Origin of the sequence: Paraliobacillus quinghaiensis, assembly GCF_003426025.1 — a bacterium.
Lineage (GTDB): Bacteria > Bacillota > Bacilli > Bacillales > Amphibacillaceae > Paraliobacillus_A > Paraliobacillus_A quinghaiensis.
Genome location: NZ_QJSH01000007.1, coordinates 1 through 22,341, shown reverse-complemented (window position 1 = coordinate 22,341; position 22,341 = coordinate 1). Strand labels below are relative to the sequence as shown.

Annotated in this window: 24 protein-coding genes, 1 pseudogene and 3 riboswitches; of the genes and pseudogenes, 5 read left to right on the top strand and 20 right to left on the bottom strand. The window is 36.5% G+C overall.

Translation table 11 applies throughout. The features are described from left to right. Window positions 1-3: 3 nt before the first annotated feature. From D2K40_RS06375 to nagA, 6 genes and pseudogenes are all read right to left on the bottom strand, one after another. On the bottom strand, window positions 4-702 hold the full coding sequence (locus D2K40_RS06375) for an LrgB family protein (protein WP_117154099.1): 699 nt from the start codon (window positions 700-702) through the stop codon (window positions 4-6). Next, window positions 699-1,064: a CidA/LrgA family protein gene (locus D2K40_RS06370; protein ID WP_229666672.1), complete on the bottom strand. Its 366-nt coding sequence runs from the start codon at window positions 1,062-1,064 to the stop codon at window positions 699-701. Before D2K40_RS06370 ends, D2K40_RS06375 begins: the two co-directional genes overlap by 4 nt. A 429-nt stretch (window positions 1,065-1,493) precedes the next feature. Beyond that, the gene (murQ, locus tag D2K40_RS06365; protein WP_117154097.1) at window positions 1,494-2,390 is read right to left on the bottom strand and encodes an N-acetylmuramic acid 6-phosphate etherase; all 897 of its coding nucleotides are present in this window, start codon (window positions 2,388-2,390) and stop codon (window positions 1,494-1,496) included. A gap of 26 nt (window positions 2,391-2,416) precedes the next feature. Next, window positions 2,417-3,142: a GntR family transcriptional regulator gene (locus D2K40_RS06360; RefSeq protein WP_117154095.1), complete on the bottom strand. Its 726-nt coding sequence runs from the start codon at window positions 3,140-3,142 to the stop codon at window positions 2,417-2,419. Window positions 3,143-3,207: 65 nt separating this feature from the next. Next, window positions 3,208-3,946, bottom strand: a pseudogene (gene nagB, locus D2K40_RS06355) (glucosamine-6-phosphate deaminase). Next, window positions 3,943-5,136, bottom strand: a complete 1,194-nt coding sequence (gene nagA / locus D2K40_RS06350; protein WP_117154093.1) for an N-acetylglucosamine-6-phosphate deacetylase — start codon at window positions 5,134-5,136, stop codon at window positions 3,943-3,945. The pseudogene nagB and the gene nagA overlap by 4 nt, the downstream one beginning before the upstream one ends. Before the next feature lie 489 nt (window positions 5,137-5,625). On the opposite strand from nagA, the gene nagE reads away from it, so the two are divergent. Both nagE and D2K40_RS06340 read left to right on the top strand, forming a co-directional pair. Further along, a complete protein-coding gene (gene nagE, locus D2K40_RS06345) occupies window positions 5,626-7,083 on the top strand; it encodes an N-acetylglucosamine-specific PTS transporter subunit IIBC (protein ID WP_117154091.1) in 1,458 nt (485 codons plus the stop codon). Window positions 7,084-7,171: 88 nt separating this feature from the next. Continuing rightward, entirely contained in the window at window positions 7,172-8,086 is a 915-nt protein-coding gene (locus D2K40_RS06340) for a DUF7916 family protein (protein WP_117154089.1), read from the top strand. A gap of 89 nt (window positions 8,087-8,175) precedes the next feature. On the opposite strand, the gene D2K40_RS06335 is transcribed toward D2K40_RS06340, so the two are convergent. The 12 genes from D2K40_RS06335 to D2K40_RS06285 all read right to left on the bottom strand — a co-directional run bounded on the left by D2K40_RS06335 (window position 8,176) and on the right by D2K40_RS06285 (window position 16,887). Continuing rightward, the gene (locus D2K40_RS06335) at window positions 8,176-8,844 is read right to left on the bottom strand and encodes a copper homeostasis protein CutC (protein ID WP_117154086.1); all 669 of its coding nucleotides are present in this window, start codon (window positions 8,842-8,844) and stop codon (window positions 8,176-8,178) included. Between the two features lie 159 nt (window positions 8,845-9,003). Next, complete coding sequence (locus D2K40_RS06330) at window positions 9,004-9,924, bottom strand: type II secretion system F family protein (RefSeq protein ID WP_117154084.1); 921 nt, start codon at window positions 9,922-9,924, stop codon at window positions 9,004-9,006. Between the two features lie 4 nt (window positions 9,925-9,928). Continuing rightward, entirely contained in the window at window positions 9,929-10,897 is a 969-nt protein-coding gene (locus D2K40_RS06325; RefSeq protein ID WP_117154082.1) for a type II secretion system F family protein, read from the bottom strand. Beyond that, the gene (locus D2K40_RS06320) at window positions 10,894-12,330 is read right to left on the bottom strand and encodes a TadA family conjugal transfer-associated ATPase (RefSeq protein ID WP_117154080.1); all 1,437 of its coding nucleotides are present in this window, start codon (window positions 12,328-12,330) and stop codon (window positions 10,894-10,896) included. Before D2K40_RS06320 ends, D2K40_RS06325 begins: the two co-directional genes overlap by 4 nt. Before the next feature lie 109 nt (window positions 12,331-12,439). Further along, the gene (locus D2K40_RS16360; RefSeq protein ID WP_162879153.1) at window positions 12,440-12,604 is read right to left on the bottom strand and encodes a hypothetical protein; all 165 of its coding nucleotides are present in this window, start codon (window positions 12,602-12,604) and stop codon (window positions 12,440-12,442) included. 330 nt (window positions 12,605-12,934) lie between these two features. After that, window positions 12,935-13,732: a CpaE/TadZ family protein gene (locus tag D2K40_RS06315; protein ID WP_117154078.1), complete on the bottom strand. Its 798-nt coding sequence runs from the start codon at window positions 13,730-13,732 to the stop codon at window positions 12,935-12,937. 18 nt (window positions 13,733-13,750) lie between these two features. After that, window positions 13,751-14,425, bottom strand: a complete 675-nt coding sequence (gene cpaB, locus D2K40_RS06310; protein WP_117154076.1) for a Flp pilus assembly protein CpaB — start codon at window positions 14,423-14,425, stop codon at window positions 13,751-13,753. A gap of 9 nt (window positions 14,426-14,434) precedes the next feature. Further along, a complete protein-coding gene (locus D2K40_RS06305) occupies window positions 14,435-15,352 on the bottom strand; it encodes a pilus assembly protein TadG-related protein (protein WP_117154074.1) in 918 nt (305 codons plus the stop codon). Window positions 15,353-15,361: 9 nt separating this feature from the next. Further along, entirely contained in the window at window positions 15,362-15,745 is a 384-nt protein-coding gene (locus D2K40_RS06300; RefSeq protein WP_117154072.1) for a TadE/TadG family type IV pilus assembly protein, read from the bottom strand. Then, a complete protein-coding gene (locus D2K40_RS06295) occupies window positions 15,742-16,257 on the bottom strand; it encodes an A24 family peptidase (RefSeq protein ID WP_117154070.1) in 516 nt (171 codons plus the stop codon). Before D2K40_RS06295 ends, D2K40_RS06300 begins: the two co-directional genes overlap by 4 nt. Window positions 16,258-16,337: 80 nt before the next feature. After that, on the bottom strand, window positions 16,338-16,523 hold the full coding sequence (locus D2K40_RS06290; RefSeq protein ID WP_117154068.1) for a Flp family type IVb pilin: 186 nt from the start codon (window positions 16,521-16,523) through the stop codon (window positions 16,338-16,340). Between the two features lie 19 nt (window positions 16,524-16,542). Beyond that, complete coding sequence (locus tag D2K40_RS06285) at window positions 16,543-16,887, bottom strand: DUF192 domain-containing protein (RefSeq protein ID WP_117154066.1); 345 nt, start codon at window positions 16,885-16,887, stop codon at window positions 16,543-16,545. A gap of 155 nt (window positions 16,888-17,042) precedes the next feature. Further along, window positions 17,043-17,135: riboswitch (cyclic di-GMP riboswitch) on the bottom strand. A gap of 261 nt (window positions 17,136-17,396) precedes the next feature. Between D2K40_RS06285 and D2K40_RS06280 the strand changes: the two genes are divergently transcribed. The 3 genes from D2K40_RS06280 to D2K40_RS06270 all read left to right on the top strand — a co-directional run bounded on the left by D2K40_RS06280 (window position 17,397) and on the right by D2K40_RS06270 (window position 19,842). After that, the gene (locus D2K40_RS06280) at window positions 17,397-17,999 is read left to right on the top strand and encodes a hypothetical protein (RefSeq protein WP_117154064.1); all 603 of its coding nucleotides are present in this window, start codon (window positions 17,397-17,399) and stop codon (window positions 17,997-17,999) included. Between the two features lie 186 nt (window positions 18,000-18,185). Then, window positions 18,186-19,211, top strand: coding sequence for a DUF3048 domain-containing protein (locus D2K40_RS06275; protein ID WP_162879152.1), 1,026 nt, complete (start codon window positions 18,186-18,188; stop codon window positions 19,209-19,211). A 244-nt stretch (window positions 19,212-19,455) separates the two neighbouring features. Further along, the gene (locus D2K40_RS06270; protein ID WP_162879151.1) at window positions 19,456-19,842 is read left to right on the top strand and encodes a hypothetical protein; all 387 of its coding nucleotides are present in this window, start codon (window positions 19,456-19,458) and stop codon (window positions 19,840-19,842) included. A 269-nt stretch (window positions 19,843-20,111) separates the two neighbouring features. Next, a riboswitch (cyclic di-GMP riboswitch) is annotated at window positions 20,112-20,198 on the bottom strand. 378 nt (window positions 20,199-20,576) lie between these two features. Then, window positions 20,577-20,663, bottom strand: a riboswitch (cyclic di-GMP riboswitch). Between the two features lie 256 nt (window positions 20,664-20,919). Here D2K40_RS06270 and D2K40_RS16355 read toward each other — a convergent pair. After that, window positions 20,920-21,072: a hypothetical protein gene (locus D2K40_RS16355; RefSeq protein ID WP_162879150.1), complete on the bottom strand. Its 153-nt coding sequence runs from the start codon at window positions 21,070-21,072 to the stop codon at window positions 20,920-20,922. 309 nt (window positions 21,073-21,381) lie between these two features. After that, window positions 21,382-21,984, bottom strand: a complete 603-nt coding sequence (locus D2K40_RS06265) for a transposase (RefSeq protein WP_308422899.1) — start codon at window positions 21,982-21,984, stop codon at window positions 21,382-21,384. Window positions 21,985-22,341 lie beyond the last annotated feature (357 nt).

The window sequence follows — 22,341 nt, the reverse complement described above, 5'->3', positions numbered from 1 at the left end:
CATCTAATTGACAAAAAATAACAAAAACCGGGAAGTGACAGGCACAGCTTCAAAAATAAGAATAGTAATTACGCCTGCTAGTATCATAGCTAGAGTGGAAAACGTTGTTGCTTCTTCCCCATATTCTATTGCTCTATTTGTACCAACAGCATGCGCACTCATACCTAGCGCGAGTCCTTTTGCGATTGGAGACTTGACTCCAAAAAGTTTAAAGACTGCTGGGCCCATTACCCCACCTAAAATACCTGTCATAATGACAAATATGATTGTTAAGGATGGTTGCCCTCCAATACCGGTTGAAACTTCCATTGCAAGTGGTGTTGTAATCGACCTCGGTAGTAAACTTATCAGGAAATGGTGCTCCATCTTTAACAAGATTGCTAGTCCAAAAGAGGAAAAAATGGCAATTAAAGAACCTGCTGTTACACTAATCAAGATCAGCCCAATATGCTTCTTTAAAACTGACAAATGTTTGTAAACAGGGATTGCAAATGCAATTGTTGCAGGCCCTAACATATGTGTGAGCAAAAATGCACCTTCTGTGTAATCAGAAACCGATATATTTAACGTGAAAATGGCTCCGATCAATAAAGCCGGCGTTAATAGCAATGGATGAAACAATGGAAAGTCTACTTTTTTCGTTAATTGCTTCGCTAATTTGTACAAGCCATATGTCAAGATGGTCACGAAAAGAAAAATCACGCTGCATCAGCTCCCTTGAACCTAGTTACGATTAATGCTGTTAAACTCATTACAATAAACGTACTAAAACCGATCAATAACACGATATTAACTCCTTGCCAACTTACAATTTCATCGTAGTTCACAATTCCAACAGCAGACGGAATGAAGAAAAGCAACAATTCAGCCATTAACCAATTCGCTCCTTTTTCAACCCACTCTAACTTAACAATCTTTAATACTAAAGCAAAAAATAATAAAAACAAACCAATTAATGTTGCTGGAAATGGGATTGCAAACACCTGCTTTAAACCCATCGCCAATAATAAGAAACTATATATTAATGCTATTTGAAGAAAAATCGTTACTATTTTCATTAACATACTCAAACCTACTTCTTTAAGAAAGTTTATATAAAGTGAAACTTCAATCAGTGGGGTTTTTGCCCTTCCCCCACTGATTGTTAGCCCTAAAGGATGACCTAAAGGCCTCTGAACCATTCGGGGTGTTAGCGTCCGTTTACTCCCACATAAACAACTTTGATTTTTCTCGATGTTTTGAAGTGGGAGTTTTACGGACGATTACACCGGGATAAATCTAGTATTTTAAATCTGAAGATAAATCAATACATACAACCTACTATTATAGCGCGAATTATGTCTAATATGAACAGAAACATTGATTTATCATAATAATTTGTTATGACTGCATAAAAAAGAAGCCCCTATATAAAATAAGGACTTCCTAGTCACCTAAACATTATATGTACTTCATCGACAAAATTCCGCAAAAACCGGGAAGTGACAGGCACCTCAAAGGAAGTTTCGGATTGCTTTCTTGAGGTGGCCGTTTGCTTGTTGTAGATATCGTTCGGCTACTTCTATGTTTGTGTCTGTCATGCTGATAAATATGGCTTTTTTAAGATCATATTTTGTCTCTTGCATAAGTGCTTGTGCTTCAAATTCTGACACCTCAGCAATATCCATTAATGATTGTTCCGCGCGTTTTCTTAGTTTATCGTTTATAAGTTGAACTTCAATCATTTGATTTTGATAGACTTTTCCTAGTCGAATCATCGTAGCTGTAGATAGCATATTGATGATCATTTTTTGTGCTGTTCCTGCTTTTAATCTAGTTGAGCCACGGATTATTTCTGAGCCCACAACCGCTTCAATCGCACAATCACTAACATCGGAAATACGAGTATTATAGTTACAACTTATTCCTATCGTCGCTGCATTCATGTCGTTTGCATATTGAATCGCTGCAAGCGCAAAAGCTGTTGAACCACTTGCAGTCATTCCAATTACAACATCACACTCATTTAATTCGTACTTTCTCAATTCATCAACTACTTTAGTTTCATCATCCTCATGCTGTTCAAGCGGCTGCCACATCGCCTCCTGTCCACCAGCAACAATACCTATCCATCGATCAACTGGAACAGAAAAGGTCGGACCTAATTCAACTGCATCAAGCACACCTATTCTACCACTTGTCCCAGCTCCAACTACGAATACTCTCCCACCCTTTTTCCACTGTGTAACAATTAAATCTACGGCACTTGCTACATGAGTTAAGCAAGGTTTGACTCCTTGATAGATCGCTTGGTCTTCCTCAAGCATTAACGTTACAATTTCTATAGGCTTCATTTCATCTATAGCTATACTATTTTGATTAACTGTTTCTGTAATAGGAATATCTTTCATTTGGACTCACTCCGATACAAAGAAAATTAAGGGCGCGTTAGATCTATCATAAATTTGTACCTATCTGCACGATAAGAAGATTTTACTACTTCAAAAATTGTCCCATCTTCAAGACTTGTATTACGTTGAATTAACATGATTGGTGATTGCTCCGGAACTTGCAGATATTCAACTTCTTCACTATTTACTATCGCCGCTTCAATTACTTGTGTTCCTTTTGCAATTTTTAGATTCAGTTTTTCTTCAATATATTCATATAAAGAATATTGGACAATCTCCTCTGTTAACCCTTTTACTTTATTGGCTGAAATATACGTTCGTTCTAGTGCCATAGGTACTTCTTCCGCCAATCTAATGCGCTTAATTTCATACACTGGACCATGCTCTTGTATACCTAACTGATCTGCTAGTTTAGGATCTGCAGGAATAATTTCGAAACTAATTAATTTACTACTTGCCTTCATTCCCCTTGATTTCATATCTTCAGAAAAACTCGTCAAGCCGTGTAAACTTTGCTCTAATTTTTGATCCATCACAAATGTGCCTTTTCCTTTTACACGATAAAGGTAGCGCTCATTCACTAGATTTACAATCGCTTGTCGTATTGTCATTCTGCTAACTTGATATTTGTCAGCATACTCCCGTTCTGAGGGAATCATATCACCCGGTTTTAAATCACCACTTTCAATTAATTGTTTAATATGCTCTTCTAATTGGTGGTAAATTGGAACCGGTGAATTCTTATCAATCATTTTCGTTCGCCCCTTTCAAGCGAAGAAAAAGCCTGGCTAGCCAGACCTATTCTTTACACCTCTACTTAATTAACATTAGCATACTGCAATGCTTCTTGATCTGCAACAATTGTTACATTAGGGTGTCCAATCAATGCAGAGGCAGGAAATGTTGGATCACTTTTTTTTACTTTCTAGTAATTGTGTAAGTGCAGCACTCTTTTCTTCCCCAGATACGAGAAGAAGGATTTCATCACTCTGTAATATTGTATCAATTCCCATTGTAATGGCATGTGTTGGTACTTCTTCTAGCGTATTAAAGAACCGCGCATTTGCACGACGTGTTGTTTCAGTTAACTGCTCCACATGCGTTCTTGTATCAAATTTAGTACCAGGCTCATTAAAGCCAATATGCCCGTTACTCCCTAAACCAAGTACTTGTAAATCTATTCCACCATGATTTTTAATCTTTTCTTCATACGCGATACATTCTTGTCTCAGGTCTTTTGCTAATCCATTTGGGATATGTGTTTGTTGTTCTGGTATGTGAATAGCGTTAAACAATTTCGTCTGCATAAAATAATAATAGCTGTTCGGATCAGTTGGGCCTATCCCTACATACTCATCTAGATTAAATGTTGTTACATGGTGATAATCCGTTTTATTCTGTTGATAGTCCTCAATCATATATTTATACGTTTCAATTGGCGTACTGCCAGTAGCTAAACCTAGCGTGACTTTATTCGTTTCCTTAATTCGTTTTAGAATTATTTCTGCAGCAAGTTTGCTCATGTCAGTATAGTTAGTTGCTGTAATTAGTCTCATTCTTTATTATTCTCCTTTCTATACGCGATCTTCCCCCGACATAATGTCATCGTAATATCTAATTGTTCATTTAAAATAACAAGATCAGCATCTTTACCAGTCGAAATACTCCCTTTACGGTCAAAAACTTTAAGTTCTTTTGCTGGAACAGTGGAAGACATTTTTATTGCTTCTTCTATTGTACAATTCGTGTAGCGAATTATATTTTTAAAAGCCTGCCCCATCGTAAGTACACTCCCTGCTAATGTACCATCTGCAAGTATTGCTTTATCGTCTTTTACCGTTACCTGCTGTCCGCCTAAATCATAGCTCCCATTTTTTAAACACTTAGCTCTCATAGCATCAGTAATTAATATCAGTCGTTCTGCTGTTTTTTGTTGATAAGCTAACTGAATGGCTTCCGGTTGTACATGAACCCCATCTGCAATCACTTCAGTTATTAATTCATCTCTTAGTAAAGCCGCTCCCACAACACCAAGTTCGCGGTGATGAAGTTCACGCATTTGATTATATAAATGCGTCACATGCGAAAGGCCTGCTGCAATTGCCTGATCAATATCTTTAAGCGTCGCATCTGAATGACCGACAGAGGCGATAACATCAGATCCTTTTAAGTAATTGATCAGTGAAAGAGCACCGTCTTGTTCAGGGGCCAATGTCACAAGCTTAATGGTATTATTAGCAATATCCTGCCATTCTTCAAACAATTCCAATTTCGGGTTTATAATATGATCAACCGGTTGTGCACCAGCTCTTTTCTGATTAATAAAAGGCCCCTCTAAATGAACACCTAATAACTCAGCTTGCCCAACCTTTTGATGGTGTTCAATGAATTCACCTGCATTACGCAATGCATTTTCTATCGCTGTTTCACCTTGGGTAATTGTTGTCGCAAGAAAAGCAGTGGTGCCTTCAGCAGGAAGAGAATCAACCATTGTTTGCATACTCTCCTTAGTTGCATCCATTGTATCTGCACCATTTACACCATGAATATGCACATCAATCATTCCAGGAATAACCTTGGATTTATTCGGAAATTTTATTAACTCAAATCCTTGATTGGTTGTAAGTTTAGTCATTTCTCCGACTTCTGCTATTAATTCATCTACTACCTTTATATAACCATTTTTAACCGTGCCATCTTCTGTATAAATCTCCAAATTGGTAAGTAGTATGTTCTGAGCACTCATTTTCTCACCGCCAGTAATTTTAATATAAAATAAGAATACCACTTTATTGTATAGTTGTCTAGATAACTTTGTGTTTAATTAACATTAACACATATAATCCTAATTGGTATATACAACTAAATAGTGTTTTATATGATCTTAAGGAGTTCTTTAATCTCTTTTTCTAAAACAGTACAAGTATTTGTCATTAAAGCTATTCTAATGAATATAGTTATATTAGGATTCCAACTCTTTGCAGAACGAAACTTTAATCAATTCACCCTAATAAAAATAAAAAAACATCTATTATTGGTATAGACAACTTAAACAGTGTTGTGCTATTATGGATTTATTGATTAACATAACTACATGAAAGGAGATGAGTTGGAATTTAGTAGTGTATTTTTTTGCAATTATCTTAATTGTAGTACTTATCTCAGATTGTGTATTAATTGTCAAATGCTTTAACGTATTACTTTTTTATCAATTATTTATAGGAGGTCATGTCAAATGATGAATTATGTTCAGAAACTCGGTCGCTCATTAATGTTACCGGTTGCAGTGTTACCAGCAGCAGCTATTTTAATGGGTATTGGCTATTGGATTGACCCTTCAGGTTGGGGATCTGGAAGTGTTATAGCAGCCTTTTTAATTAAAGCCGGTGCGTCGATTATTGATAACATTCCGATCCTTTTTGCTGTCGGTGTTGCACTTGGTATGTCAAAAGATAAAGACGGTTCAGCCGCATTAAGTGGTTTAGTTGCTTTCCTTGTAACAACAACCTTACTTTCAACCGGAACAGTTGCCTTATTACAAGGTGTTGACGCATCAGCAGTAGATCCTGCTTTCGGTAAAATTGAAAACGCTTTTGTTGGTATTATTTCTGGTATTATTGCTTCTATTATGTATAATCGCTTTAGTCATGTTAAGTTACCAGACGCACTCGCTTTCTTTAGTGGAAAACGACTCGTACCAATCATGAGTGCAGCTTCTATGCTTGTAGCTTCAGCAGTATTATTTTATGTTTGGCCAGTTGTTTATTCAGGTTTAGTTTCATTCGGTACATCAATCAGTGATTTAGGCGCAGCTGGCGCAGGGTTATATGGATTCTTTAACAGACTATTAATTCCTACAGGTTTACACCATGCATTAAACTCAGTGTTCTGGTTTGATGTTGCTGGCATTAATGATATTGGTAACTTCTGGGCTGGAACTGGGGAAAAAGGTGTGACTGGAATGTATCAAGCCGGTTTCTTCCCAGTAATGATGTTTGGTCTACCAGCCGCTGCTTTAGCGATGTATCATACAGCTAAAACAAAAAGGAAGAAACAAGCTGCTTCATTATTACTAGCAGCAGGCTTTGCTTCATTCTTCACAGGGGTTACAGAGCCAATTGAATTCTCATTCATGTTCTTAGCACCTGCACTTTATGTTGTGCACGCCGCATTAACAGGTGTATCATTATTTATTGCTTCTTTATTTGAATGGACAGCAGGGTTTGGTTTTAGTGCTGGTTTTGTTGACTTTGTCTTAAGCTCAAGACTTCCACTTGCCAACATGCCTTATATGTTGATATTACAAGGTGTAGTATTTGCTCTAATCTACTACTTCCTATTCCGTTTCTTGATCACAAAATTTAACTTTAAAACTCCTGGTCGAGAAGATGAAGATATGGATGCTGTAAACAATGACAAAGATGACAAAGTATCAGCTGATAAAGATGAAGTAGCAACAATGGCTAAGGAAATTTACGATGGTTTGGGCGGAGATGCAAATGTTGTTTCTGTTGATAACTGTGTTACACGTTTGCGCCTAGAAGTAAAAGATATGGATGCAGTTGATCAAAATAAAATTAAAGCAACTGGAGTTCCTGGAATTAATGTCGTAGGTGCAAATAACATTCAAGTAATAGTTGGCACACAAGTTCAATTCGTTGCTGATGAGATTCAAAAAATTAGAAAAAACTAAATTAGATAATAGTTACAGGAAGTTCCCCAATTACAATTGTAACTGGGGAACTTTTTAATAACAAAGAATTACAAATGAGGTGAGTAATTTGAAACGAATTTTAAATTGTTATGCATCTGATTTTAAAGCATTATATGGAAAACAGCTTTTACAATCCATTCAAGCAAGTGAAGGAAGAACGATTGTTTCTGAGATTGTTTGTCCAGTTCAACCTCTCTACCCAGAGATATCTAATCCAGAGTTAGCAGCGGCATTCGGTGCTGATTTATTACTGCTTAATATGTTTGACATTAATAACCCCAAAATAAAAGGGGTGGATGCAGCTGGCAAGGAAGTTATTAATAGGTTGAGAGAATTAACCGGAAGACCTATTGGTGTTAATTTGGAACCAGTAGATGTTGATGCGATGGCTGCCGAAACTCTACTCTCTTTACCAGAAGGTCGTATTGCTACCTCAGATTCATTAGAAAAAATTAAAAAAGCAGGGCTAGATTTTGTTTGCTTAACTGGAAACCCAAAAACAGGTGTAACAAATGATGAAATCTTAAAAGCTATCAATAAAGCAAAAGAGATCCTTCAAGACGAGACTTTTATTATCGCTGGAAAAATGCATGGGGCAGGTGTTAAAGGGGAAGCTGGACATGAAATCCTTAACGAAGAAACTATTAAAGCATTCATTAAAGCGGGTGCAGATGTCATTTTAATACCTTCACCAGGAACTGTTCCAGGAATCACAGTTGAACAAGCTCATCATTGGGTATCACTGGTTCATCAATCTGGTGCATTAGCAATGTTAACTATTGGAACTAGTCAAGAAGGGGCAGATCCTAATACCATACGACAAATAGCCTTACAAAATAAGATGGTTGGTGCTGACATCCACCATATTGGTGATGCAGGTTTCACTGGCATTGCTATCCCAGAAAATATCATGGACTACTCGATAGCCATTAGAGGAAAACGCCATACTTACATTAGAATGGCCGCTTCCATTAATCGCTGACAGTAATGATAATTTAACATCTTAAAAAGGTGCTTCTCGTGGTTTAACCACCTAAGCACCTTTTGCTTATTCCCTGTGATAACATAAGTCTAAAATTGCATTAGAAGATTGGGATCTATTGGATTTTGCGCTTGAGAAGAAAATCGAGCACCAGAACCCACATGCACTTCTTTTATCCCAGTTTTAGCAATAAGTGAATCTACGTTTTTATGCGTTACTCCACCGCCTGCAAGAATAGTGAGTTGCTTATCATTCGTCAATTGTACCAGCTTTTGTAATTGAGCGGCACCCTCTATCACATTTGGCTTTCCACCTGATGTTAATACTCTATTAATCTGAGAAAAACGGAACAACTTGGTTAATTCTACTTCTTGATCTAATACTTCATCAAATGCACGGTGAAATGTAACATTCAATTCACCTACTTCCGATAGAAGTCTATCTACAGTTGCTATGTCAATCTGATGTTCTTTAGTTAACGCACCCACTACAATACCACTTGCACCAAGTTTTCGAATCTGCTTGATATCTTCAAGCATTATTTTTATATCCTGCTTGCTATAACAAAAGGAATAGCTATGAGGTCTTACCATGACATGAACCGGTATTTCCACCTGTTCCACTACTTGTTTAATTAGCCCATAACTAGGGGTTAACCCGCCTTCTTTGATACTCGAGATAAGTTCAATTCTGTCTGCACCATTTAACTCGCAAACAATAGCATCTTCAACAGTTGTAGCAATAACTTCCACTATCATAACAGATACCACTCCTTTTCCTTCCCCAACTCATAGTTTCTGACTTTAGTTTACCTGAATGAAAAGAAAAAGTTCAAAACAATGTTGTTAGATAGCAAATATGTGCTTTTCATACATGAAAACACAAGTGGAACAGCATCTTGCAATTGTATAATTTCGCTACAGCAGTGTCTCTACCAAGTTAATCACAACCGGTCCGAGTATCACTATAAAGATACATGGAAAGATAAATAAAACAAGTGGAAATAGCATTTTAATGGGTGCTTTCATTGATTGCTCTTCGGCACGTTGTTTGCGCTTCCCTCTAATTTCAAGTGACTGCACATTTAACATTTGTACCATACCAATCCCTAGTTGCTCTGCCTGAAGAATACTGCCAATCAATGAATGTATATCATCTATCAGTAAACGTTTCCTCACACCTGATAAAGATTCTCTTCTTGTTTTACCTAGGCGCATTTCTTCTAAACAACGCTGAAATTCTTTGGATAATACACCATCGTTTTTAGCTACTACTTTACTTAATGCAGCATCAAAACCTAATCCGGCCTCCATACTAACAGTCAATAAATCTAAAAAATCTGGTAGTTCTCTAAGTGCTAATTTGTTTCTTTTAGCAGTCTTCTGATTCAAATAAAATCTTGGTAAATAGCCACCAATCAGTGAACCAAACAGAACAAAAAATAGAATAGCGCCACCTGACATTTGAAGTAATAGGCCATACAAGCCAAAAATAAGCGGAAGCAGGACAATGATTGCTAATTGCACAATACGATACTCAACTGGGGTTAGTCCTAATGGAGTACCAGCTTGAAGTAACTTCATTTCAAGTTTCTCACGCTTTTCACTTGATATATTTTGGTTAAAAGTTTGTTTTAATTGTTTCATAATCGGCTGCAAAATTCGATTTGAGAAAGAGAGACGCTTTATCTCATCAGTAGGTTTGACTACCTCATTTTGTAGATCTGTTTGAAAAGCTGATGAAATCCTGCTTTTAATTTGCTGTTTCTTTTCTTTTCGCCAAGCAATGCTCCCTATGATCAAAAGCATAACAGTTAGTGTATATGTCACAATAAGCATCCCATCACACCTCTATTGTCGTTATTTTTTGGATAAGGAAGTAACCGATAGAACATGAAATGACCGCCGCTACTAACATCGTAATCCCAAGCGGGTGTGTGAACAATAGACCGATATACTCTGGTTGAATTAAATAAATAAAAAAACCTAAAGCTACCGGTAGTAAACCAATAACCATACCAGACATTCTTCCTTGTGCTGTGAGTGTACTGATCTGCCCTTGAATATGAATCCGATCTCTAATTGTTTTAACGATTTTTTCTAAAACGGTATTTAAATTTCCACCTACTTGGCGTTGAATAATAATCGCTTGAATCATTAAATCTAAATCTTCACTAGGCATTCGTTCATACAAATGATTTAATGCCTCTTCTGTTGGCGTCCCATACTGCATCTCGCGTAAAACAGTTTCTAACTCCTCTTTCATTGGGGAATCAGACTCTTCTGCAACAGATTTCAGTGCTTGCGGAAAACTAAATCCTGCCTTAAGCGCGCCAACAACCGATGAGATCATTTCTGGCAAAGCATCATTAAAAGCTTTAACCCGATTGCGTTGTTTCTTTTGAATAATAATGTTCGGTATAAGATAGCCAATCAATCCACCTACAGGCATTATAAAAACATTTTCCACAATTAGATAGAGTATGCCTGTGCTAAGCAGAATAGAAATCCACCTAAAGATAATATATTCCTCTGGTTTTAACGGGACACCCGCTCGATACAACACTATTTCTAATTTATTATTTTTAGTTTTGGTTAACATTTTTTTTCGCACACTTTTTTTGGTGCGATCTAAGTTCAAACGAAAGCGTACTTTCTTTGCTGGAACTTCTTGCTTCTGCTGCTCCCCTGAAAAATACTGATCAATTCTTTTGTTAATCACTTGCCCTTTTGTAGAACTGAAACGCATAAAAATTGATAAAAACAGGAGGAACATGGTTAGAAAAAAAAGTAAGAATACTAGATTCATCATACTAACCACTCCTCTTGTTCTGTAAACACGTTTGTAGGGATCGTTATACCCGAAGATTCGAGACGTTCATAGAATTTCGGACGAACACCAGTCGGTACTAACTTACCAATTACTTTTCCATTTTCATCTAAACCTTTTTGTTCAAAACTGAAAATATCCTGTAATACAATAATATCCCCTTCAAGTCCTTGCACTTCGGTTATCTTGGTGATTTTTCTTGATCCATCTTTTAAACGCGATTGTTGAATAATTACATCAATTGCCCCAGCTATTTGCTCCCTGATCGCTTTAACAGGAAGATCAACTCCTGCCATCAATACCATTGTCTCTAACCGGGAAATCATATCACGCGGACTGTTAGAGTGACCAGTTGCAAGGGATCCATCATGTCCTGTGTTCATTGCCTGTAACATATCTAATGCTTCAGCACCACGAACCTCACCAATAACAACACGATCAGGTCGCATCCTTAAAGAATTTCGAACTAAATCTCGAATGGTGATTGCACCTTTTCCTTCAATATTAGGTGGGCGTGATTCCAATGATACAACATGATCCTGCCCTAACTGGAGCTCAGCTGCATCCTCAATCGTTACTATTCGTTCATCACTTGGTATGAAATTGGATAGCACATTAAGTGTTGTTGTTTTACCTGAACCTGTTCCACCACTAACAAACATATTCAAACTTGCTTTTACACAAGCATCTAGAAAGACAGCCATTTCTTGTGATAATGTTCCAAAATGGACAAGATCATCAATCACAAAAGGATCTTCGGAAAATTTTCGAATTGTTATCGTCGGTCCTTTTAACGCTAACGGCGGGATAATCGCATTTACACGCGATCCATCTGGTAATCGCGCATCTACCATCGGGCTACTTTCATCGATCCGACGACCAAGTGGTGCAACTATTTTTTCAATTACATGCATTACATGCTCATTATCTCGAAATGTCACATCTGTTAAAATTAGTTTTCCTTTCCTTTCACAATAAACCTGATTTGGTCCATTAACCATAACCTCTGAGACATCTTCGTCTAACAGAAGCGGGTTGATTGGCCCAAACCCAGTTAAATCATTAATCATTTCATCAACTATTCTTTTACGGTCTGTCGTACCACGAAATGATTCATCTTCTTTAATAATTTCAATTGCCATTTCATCTATTTTAGGAATGATGCTTTCAATATCATCCGCTTCCTTAATTTCGTTTAAAATTTGTTTATGAAGAAGCTGCTTCAATTGTCTATTTTTTTCGTCTGCTTTAGATGGCACTGCTTTTCTAGGGGGAGCTTGCTTTTTCTGCACTTTCTCTTTCGGAACTTCTTGACTCGTTGTAACAGGTTGTTGAATTGGTTTACTGGTATTTTCTACTTTTGTAGCAGGTACCTTCTCACCATTTTTCTCTTGAATACGGCTTAAAAGACTCATAGCTAAGTCCCCTTTTATTTTTAGATGTTTTAAAGAAACTATTTTTTTAATATACGAAGTTGAAATAAAATCTCCATTAATCAGTAACGTAAGTTACTAACCCGCTACGTCACCAAATGGATTCCCTTTCCGTGGGCTCAGTCTCAGCTAACTTGGTAAAGAAAAACACTTCACCAAGTGGATCTTCGACTTGAGCTGTTCCCACTGGACAAGGAAAGCTTCTTGAATTGACATCGCACGCAGAAAATCGGTTTGTATTTTCAAGGAGTGTCATCCATTTGCCTCCTTCGCTAAATAGCGCATTTCTTTATAAAAAGGTTTAAGACATAAAACGCAGTGACATGTCTGTGCTTTACTTTGTGATAAACTATTATTTATTTTTTGCACTATCTAGCGTATCAAATGAAATTGGCGAGACTCCTGTGGGAACAGCGCGAGCTGAAGATCCACTCGGAAGCGTTATTTGGGCCTGCGATTACTCGCCCCATCATAAAGCCCTGCCCACGGAAAGCGAGGCAATTTCATTTGAGGAGCGGGTCTAGAGTTTCTTTTTAATGCACAGCTTTTTTAAACTCTGTCATACATAACACTATCTCAAAAAAGTCTATTTTCTAAACAATCCTTTTTTCTTTACATTACTAGGCATGGTGACATCTTGATCAGATAGTAAGGTTTCGGCCATTTTGAAGATTGCTTTTGATAGATTCGATTTGGGCTGTCCACTTACTAAAGGTACACCTAAGTTTAATGACTGCGATGCAATCTTAAAATTATTTGGTAAGTAGATTACTTTTTTATGACCAATCATATCTGGTACATCTTCCGCTTTAATCAAACTTTCCATATCATACCGATTAACTACTAAAACAACTTTATCACTTAAACCTAACTTCTCTAACGTTTCTAACATTAATCTGGTACTTTTTAACGCGGTCATTTCTAAGTTAGTAACGATCAAGATTTGGTCTGCTTGATCAATTATATCTAAGCTCTGATCAACAATACCTACACCTGTGTCAACAACAAGGTAATCAGATTGTTGGCGTATTAAATCAACCACTTTTAATGAAGCTTCATCTGTAATTAGCTCCGCATATTCGGGTTTATCAGGAGCAGGTAATACTTTTACCCCAGATGCATGTGACGTTACATAATTTTCGATTGAGTCCTTATCTATTCGTGCTAACTCTTCGATTACATCTTTTATTGTAAAAGACGGCTGTAAATCCATTACCAAGCTAACATCACCAAACTGGAAGTTGCTATCAAGCAGACTAACGTTTAAATTCTTTTTATTTAAAGCGATTGCTAAGTTAACAGAGAGTAGCGTTCTACCGACTCCACCCTTTGCACTGCATACCGCGATCATTTTTTGTTTGAGTTTTTTTTCAGCGTCTACCATCACGCTACCTCCTTGATCCTATTCTTCCTCTTTGATACTCGGATGTAATGTGAAGTGGATCATCCCTCTGTTGGAAGCATTTATTAATCTTATTGCATCACTAGGGGTTACTTCTAACGTTACTGCACTGTACTCTACATAGGTTGACTGCTCATTTATTGGGGTGTTCATTTTTCGCCCAACAGCAAGCACACGGATATTGGAAAAGATCTGTTCCGTTTGGACTTCCTCATTTTCATCTATTTCTGTAAAAACAATGTCTACATAATCTTCAGGTTCTATTAAGTTAGTAACTGACTCTACTGATTGCACGCGAGGTGTACCTATTGATACAGCACGAAAACCAGGTTTTACTTTACGAGAAACAAGTACTTTCTCTTCCTGTTGGCTTTTCACTCGATGGTTTAACAGTATTTCACCTTGTTCAATCACTGCTGCTGCATACTTACCTTTAACCTCTGCAGTTTCTATGACTGCTTTTGGGTGGATGTTTTCCTTTGTTACAGTGACCAGATCAAGTAAATCTGTAGTAATAACTTGCCCTTCTGGGATTGTTTCGCTCGCCTTCACGACTTGAATCGTTTCCTGCTCAACGACCTCTTCTGTTTCAAGTTGCTTTGTATAATTAAAAAATAGAATTGTTGTTATGATTCCCATTATTATTGCTAAAAGGAATGCGAACTTAGAACGCATATCTCTCACCTACTCCATTAGTTTGATACTATAAGCACCTTTATCTACTGCACCAGCTGTCGTAAAACCAGTACCAGTTCTTTTAATAAACTTCCCTTTAATTGATCCCTTTCCCAAACCATCACTAACGAATTCCAAAACATAAAAATAAGCAAATCCGGTAATTTTAACTTGCTTAATTTTACCTCCGTCGTCAATGTATGGTTTATAAACAGGAACTAATAGTATTCTCTCACAATCTCGGTCACTGATTGTACAGCTATTTGCTGCTTTATTATTGATAATTGTTGGTGTGTTACCAATTTTGTTACCTGATTCCGTATAAATCACATCACCAACTTTTAGTTCTTCTTGATATCCGTTTTCTAGTGCATCTTCATAATTATTAGTACCACTTCCAATTAGAGCTAAAATACCAAAATTACCAGTATCCGAATCTCCTGAACCAACTTTTAATGGATATTCTTCCCCGTAGACTAATTCAAGACTTTCATCAATACCTAATGGCGCAGCACCAATAGCGCTTCCCATCACACCAAGGCCTGCTTTGGCTTCAGCATGTACATCAGCAGACTGGACACCAAATAATTTCAAAAAAGAATGTGGAACTGTTTTCTTCAAACTAACTCGCACACTCTGTTCAATTTCTGTCTGTATTACATCGGTTGACTGAAGTGTATCCGCTTCATCATGTTGCGCAATTACTTCCTGGGCAATAATTTTCACGTTTCCTCCATCTGATGTTAGTTCCTGAGCACCTGATAAAACTGCTGCATTAGCTATCTTTTGTAATTCCGCTTTATTCATATATACGATGCCCCCATCAATTGCAAGGCCCGTCATTCCTAATATTCCGGTAAATGCAAACGCTACAAGTACAAGTACACTACCATTTTGTTTTGTGAAAAGCTGTTTAATTTTCTTCATGTAGATCCCTCACTCTATTCGAATAGTTGAATCAACAGTAAGATTAATTGGTTCTGAAAAAAGGGAACTAACAAACGGTGTGAGAGGAGTATAAGGGTATTCCAATGTTACAGTTATATATTCTCCAGACTTACGTTCGCCTGGTAGAAGAGAGGGGTTTATGTTTAGTTCTGTTGGATCACCTACAAAAAAACTCTCGTAAGCTCTATTTGTTATCTTTTCATCTGTTCCCCCTAAACCCGCCACACGCACCGATTCCTGTCCAGCAAAGTGAAGAGATGCATAGACAAACGTTAACCTCCCGATATCTACAATACCGATTAATAATAGTAAAAGGATTGGGATTACTAACACAAACTCGACAATAGATTGTCCTTTTTCCTCATGAATCATGGCGTAATCACTCCATTAAACACAAATGTCATGAAAACTCCACCAGCAATGGCAACCCCATACGGAATCGTTGCTTGTAACCCATCTTTATCAAGGTTAACCGTCATTTTCAAACCATATCTGATGCCACATAGTGAAAGAAACATTGCTTTTAACCGCTTAAAGAAACCTTTACGAAACAACAAAACGATTAAACCAATGATTGCCCCAAAAACACCCATATAGATCGCTGAAACAAATACAAATGATGCGCCTTTAACCGCTCCAACTAATGCTAACAGTTTGACATCACCTGCTCCCATGCCGCCCATCAGATATGGAATCAAAAGAATACCAAGTCCGGTTATAAACCCTAAGAAACTATCAAGTAAACCTGAGAATCCAGAAAAAACGCCATTTAGTAGAAAGGCAAGGAACAATGATGGAAAAATAACTTTATTATAGATCTTTCTATTTCTTAAGTCTGTTATAACACTAATAATTAACACAATGATCAATAATCCATTTAACACATCAATGCTCCCCTTTCTTTTGGTTTTAATTACAAAAATAGCTTTACGCTATGTAAAGCTATTTTTGATTATTCAAATGCTTATGGTGCCGGAGTGATTGCAGTTGTGATTTTACCAGTTACATCTGTAATGAACGCTGTAATTGTATCTCCAAAAGTTATTAATACAGCAATAGCACCAACAGCAATTACTCCTAGTACAATCGCATACTCCGTCATACCTTGTCCTTCTTCTTCTAAAAATAAGCCTTTTAACTTGTTCAACATAATAAATCTCTCCTTTTCCTTATATAATAAATGCTAGTTTGTTTCCTATTTCTGTGTCCGTGACTTTAACGGTCCCTGACGGTAATTCCACCACTGACTTTGCGTCGACAAATCGACTCCCGACTTTACCTGGCACGAGCTCTTCATCAATTGCAACTACAACGTTTTCTTCATTAAGATAAATAATATCAATTGCATAATTCATAAAAAACGTATGGACGGATTGGCAGGGATTGATATATAAGCCATTACCTGAGTCTAGTTTTTCTGTAAACATTAAGCCTTTTAATCTTTTTAAAAAGCTATCTGCTACATTAACTGTACCTGCAATTTCCTGATCATTGCTCAGGTTAACTAGCTTCACAGACTTCACCTCCGTTAGACACAAAATAACCCCGCCTTCACCGAAAGCGGGGATTTTAATAGTAGTTTTCTATAAAATGAATGTTCTAAACAAGTATGACGAATAGGTCAACTGCCCGAGTCATTCTATTTATAGATTCTGCTATTCCCTGATCTTTCGGTAACTGGCTAGCAATGTGGTAATCATAATCCACATAGCCCCTATAGCTTTGCGTCACTGGCTTGCGCCAAGCTTTGCCTTTATCGAGATTCAGAATATTTTATTATTCGTCTGATCTCTTGACTTCATAATAATACACTTTCCAACAAGATGAAATGATACAAACTACTCTATTTTCAAGCTAATTTCTACATAAATTCACGGAATATAGGTATTTAGATATACTCCTATTTTAAATGGTGGATTTTTTGAAAGTAACTTAGATTTTAAATACCTCAAAAGTATGAATATTCCTGAATATGGTTACGTTAAATAGGAAGGTCTTATTTTTAATTTGGAGGTTGTCATAGATGAAAAAATTGTTTTTCTTATTTAGTTTCATAGGACTTATATTCGTTATTGTGATTGGAGGATGGGCGCTCCTTTCTGTTAATGAAATGCCACAAGATCCAAGAGTTAAAAATATCACTGAGTCTAAGTATACGATTGAAACACCTAAATTAGCTCAACAATCTACTATTAGTGAAAAGCCTAATTCTGAGGTGAATAGTCAAACGGTGCAAGAGAATGTAGAAGTAAACCTTCCTTCATCTCAATTAACCGAGAAAGAGATTAAACAACAGTATAGAGATGCTTTTCAAAGTCTAGAGTTACAAACACTTGAAAAAGTAAACAATTTGTTACTTGCTGCATTTAATGAATTCCAAGAGAAAAAAGAACGTGGAGAAAAAATTGCCTATTACTCATTTTTTATTAAATACAAATCAGCAGCTGAAAAATTAGAAGAAAATACAAATGTTGCATTCGACAAACTATACAGCGCACTGCAGGAAGATCTGAGCGCGAATGGATACGATCCAGATGCAGCGACTGAATTTAAAGAACGGTATGAAAAGACAAAAAATGAGAGTAAAACTTCCATCCTTAATAAAGCATTGGATTATTATAATTGATTTTTTGGATATAAGTGACCAGATAACAGAGTAATCACCAATTAGGGTGATTACTCTTTTTTATGTCGGTTGTTTGAGAAATATATTCATCTTGCGTAGATTCATGATAGAATTGCAAGTATAGAGTAATATTATTCGATCTATCTTTAAAACTTACAGAAAAAATGAAGAAAGGAAAGGATGCAGATGAAAACAAAAGTCATACTAATTATGTTAGCAGTCTCAGTAATACTTATCGGTTGTAATCAACAGGAAACTTTAAAAACCAGTGAACTTGTACATAAAGCTGCTGACATAAAAGAAGAAACGAAAGAAATTCCACCTGTGGTACAAGAACCTAAAGGCCCTACTTCTACAACAACCGGATTACCTATTGATGAGGATGACACCGAATCAAATAGTTTTGCTGTAATGGTTGAGAACTCACCTAACGCACGTCCTCACACAGGATTAGCTAATGCAGATATTGTTTACGAGATGGAAGTTGAAGGTAATGTTACCCGTTTTTTAGCTATTTTTAATGATGATATTCCTGATAAAATTGGACCAGTTCGAAGTTCTAGACATTACTATTTACCGGTTGTAGAATCATGGAATGTACCTTACATTCATTACGGCGGTTCACCACAAGCTTATGACAGGTTAAAGAGTCTCTCTGTCCCTTCAATAGATGGCATGACAAATGGAACATATTTTAGAAGAGACTCGAGTAGATATGCACCACATAACGCTTATCTACACACAAATCAATTACGTGATTTTGAAATGGAACCTATCAACGGAAAGTTTAAATTTAATAAAGAGACCGATTATAGTGATGCCTCTCCAGCAAAAGCTTTGAACATTACCTATAATAATTTCACACACATAACGTATGATTATGTTTCTGAAGAAAATATTTATCAGCGTTCCTTAGAAGGTGCTGCACATGTTGACCGAGAAACCGGCGACCAAATTGAGGTGAGTAACGTGGTCGTTATGTATGCAGCACATCAAGCTATTCCTGGTGACTCATCAGGCAGAATTGATATAACTCTAACAACACAAGGAGAAGCAGTATACTTCTCTAATGGTGAAGTTGTAGAAGGTACCTGGAAATATGAAGATAACAAGATACGCTATTATGTAGAGGATGAGATTATCTCCTTAACACCAGGAAAGACTTGGATCCAAGTAGTGAATGCTAGTAAAAAAGGCAATGTTTCTTACTAGTTCACGTAACGACAAATTCAACTAATTATTGCGCAGGAAATATCCCAGTATTTTTAGCTGGGATATTTTTTTAATAGATGGTGGACCTTATTGGAGTTAAATTGAATATAGGTGATTATCACCTTTAATAGTAATATCTCGAACTTATTCAAGCATAAAATGGTATAATAAAAATAAGCTTCTAATACCTTCTAGTTATAGTGTCTCATTTATTCACGACTAATCCAGAAAGTGAGGAGAGTTTATGATGTCAGCGAAAGACAATGTTATTGATTTCAGCGACTATAAACGAAAAAGAAATGGATTAGATAAACCGCTTTTTGATGAACCGGCTTTAATACAAGTTGGTGATCCGAGCAAGCCGAATACATGTGTAAAGTACATGGTAGTATGTAATTTCGTTCGGTACAATCGTCAATTTATGGCACTTAAGCGTGAGGACAAACAAGAAGAACCGTATATGTTAGTAGAAGGTATTGTAGAGGATGGCTCTTTAGCTAAAGTAAACCCTCTTACAGAAGCTGAATACCCAGAAATTGAAACACTTTTTCAAAAGATTTTCGCAAAAGTTACAAAAGAACCAAGTAACAACAACAAGAGCAATTTAAGACTAGCTTTTAAAAGATATTAAAAGACGAAAGCGGGGATGGTGCCTGTCACTTCCCGCTTTTTGTCGATTATTTTGAGTCCGCGCTCACGATAAAAAAGAGTTACTAATTATATAGCAACTCTCTACTTTATTTAATGTTTTTGATTTGAATTATAATTGCATCTGACACATACGCCGCTACTTATACTAATTTTATGTACTCCTCTGATCCGGCACTTTATAATACGTTTTAAAAACTCACCCAAACTATTCGCCCCCTAGAAACTTCCGTATAATAAATTATTATTAACTTCGGTAACTAGGCTGCCATAGCTAAAAATAGCTTTAGGTCCTTAGCTTTGCGTCCTCATCTTTCGATAAGTTTGCCTTTTTCTAATTATCCCTATAGCTTATTGTAGTTATTTTTTCCTATAAATCAACAGATTCGACAAAGACTCTCATTTTTTTCGGAATGAGTAATCACTAGAAATACGAAACAAAGCCCAGCAGAGAGCGGTAAATTCACTTAACCTTCTTTTTTCCAAAAAAGATTATTCGACAAAAATTCAGTAGCGATAGCCGGGCAATTAAGGACTCAACTTTCTTTAATGGTGCTCATTTGAATTATAATTGCATCTAACACAAATGCCACTGCTTATACTAATCTTATGAATTCCTCTAATACGGCATTTAACGATTCGTTTAAAAAACTCCATCATACTAATTCGCCTCCTAGAAACTTTAGAATAACAATCATTTACATTAGATCTATTATCTTCGGTAACTTGGCTACCATAGCTTGACAGAGCTTTAGGTCCATAGCTTTGCGTCCTCACCTTTCGATGAGTTTGCCTTTGTCCATTTGTATTATATAATCTATTATATTTAGATATCGCCAACAAACAACACATTCGACAAACACTCTTATTTTATTTTTTTACGGGCCTTGGTGCCTGTCACTTCCCGTTTTTTGTCGATAAATACAAAAAGAAGCATTTGCAGAGAGGGACCACAAATGCTTCTTTCTTAATAGTGTTCATTTAACAAAGGCGCCAAATCCTGAAACAATCTTGTTTGTTTCATTTAAATATTTAAATCCATTTTTTATTGACGCCCTACTTAGTTTCGACCGGATGCTCCAGGATTTTTATTGGCATTTTTTCGATTATTGGTTTGAGGATCCAAATTCTTTCCACGTTCTCCATTACCTAAATAGCTCGATTTTTCTTTTTCCTGGTACTTAATTAGTTTTTCAAAATCTTCGTTTATCATTTTCTATCGCCTCCTAGTAACATTAAGTTTCCCACACAAAATTGACTTTACTCATTAAAATAGGTTTTTCTTAACACGCTTCTCCTTCCCATAAAGTGAACCTTCAATCAGTGGGGGTTTTTGTCCTTCCCCCACTGATTGTTAGCTGAACCATTCGGAGTGTTAGCGTCCGTTTACTCCCACTTAAACAACTTTGATTTTTCTCGATGTTTTGAAGTGGGAGTTTTACGGACGATTACACCGGGATAAAAAAGAAGCCTTGTGGAAAGGGATAACCCCACAAAAGCTTCTTTCAGTTAATTATATTTATTAGACAAAATCTGAGAAGTGACCACAGGCACCACTATTTTCAAGTTCGACTCCATCCATATAAGCTCGATAAGCTTGTACATTTTCGATTCTGTTATTACCTGAGAAATAACCCAAAATTAGTTTGACATCAAAATATGGCATGGTGATTCTCTTATCATCCGAGAACATGGTCTGGTAGCTACTATAAGGATACTGTTCAGGTATATCTACCATACCCGCTTCAACTGGATTCATATGAATGTATCGACTAACTTTAAGCATACCCTCTTTATCTAATATAACAGAGTCAAAGTATCGCTTTTCAAACACATGACCAGTAACACTATATTTTGTATTATAATAATCAGCATACCTTTTATTAAAAAGCCCAATAACTTTTGACAGCGGCTGATCCACAGATCGAATTTGCAAATGATAATGATTAGTCATTAAGCAAAATGACGCGAGTTCAAACGCATTATTTAAATAAACCTGTTTCATGATATAGCAAAATATATGGTAGTCACCGGGATCATGAAAGAGTGGTTCACGACGGTTTCCTCTGGCTACTATATGATAAAATTGATCCGGCATCCAAATACGTGGTTTTCTCCCCAACACAATCACTTCACTTTCCTTAAGTGCTCTAGTTTAATAACTTCTTATATGTTTTCTAGAGCATAGCAAGAAAGCTTAAACCTTGTAAAAGAAAGAAAAGCTTTTTTTAAGATTAAGAGAGAACCACATAATTGATTTTTCCTTAGCCAGTAATTAAAATACCAAAGATTGAATGACATAAGGATTTAAGTTTTAATGACCTAGCAAAAAAATCATTCGACAAAATCCGGGAAGTGACAGCGTATAATGGTAAATAAGTCAACTCTCATTTGCACCTAAAAAAGACCGACCTTAATTAAAACTCTTAAAATCATTTTTTAAAAAGTTCATCTATCACAGAACCTTATAATGGAGCTCTTC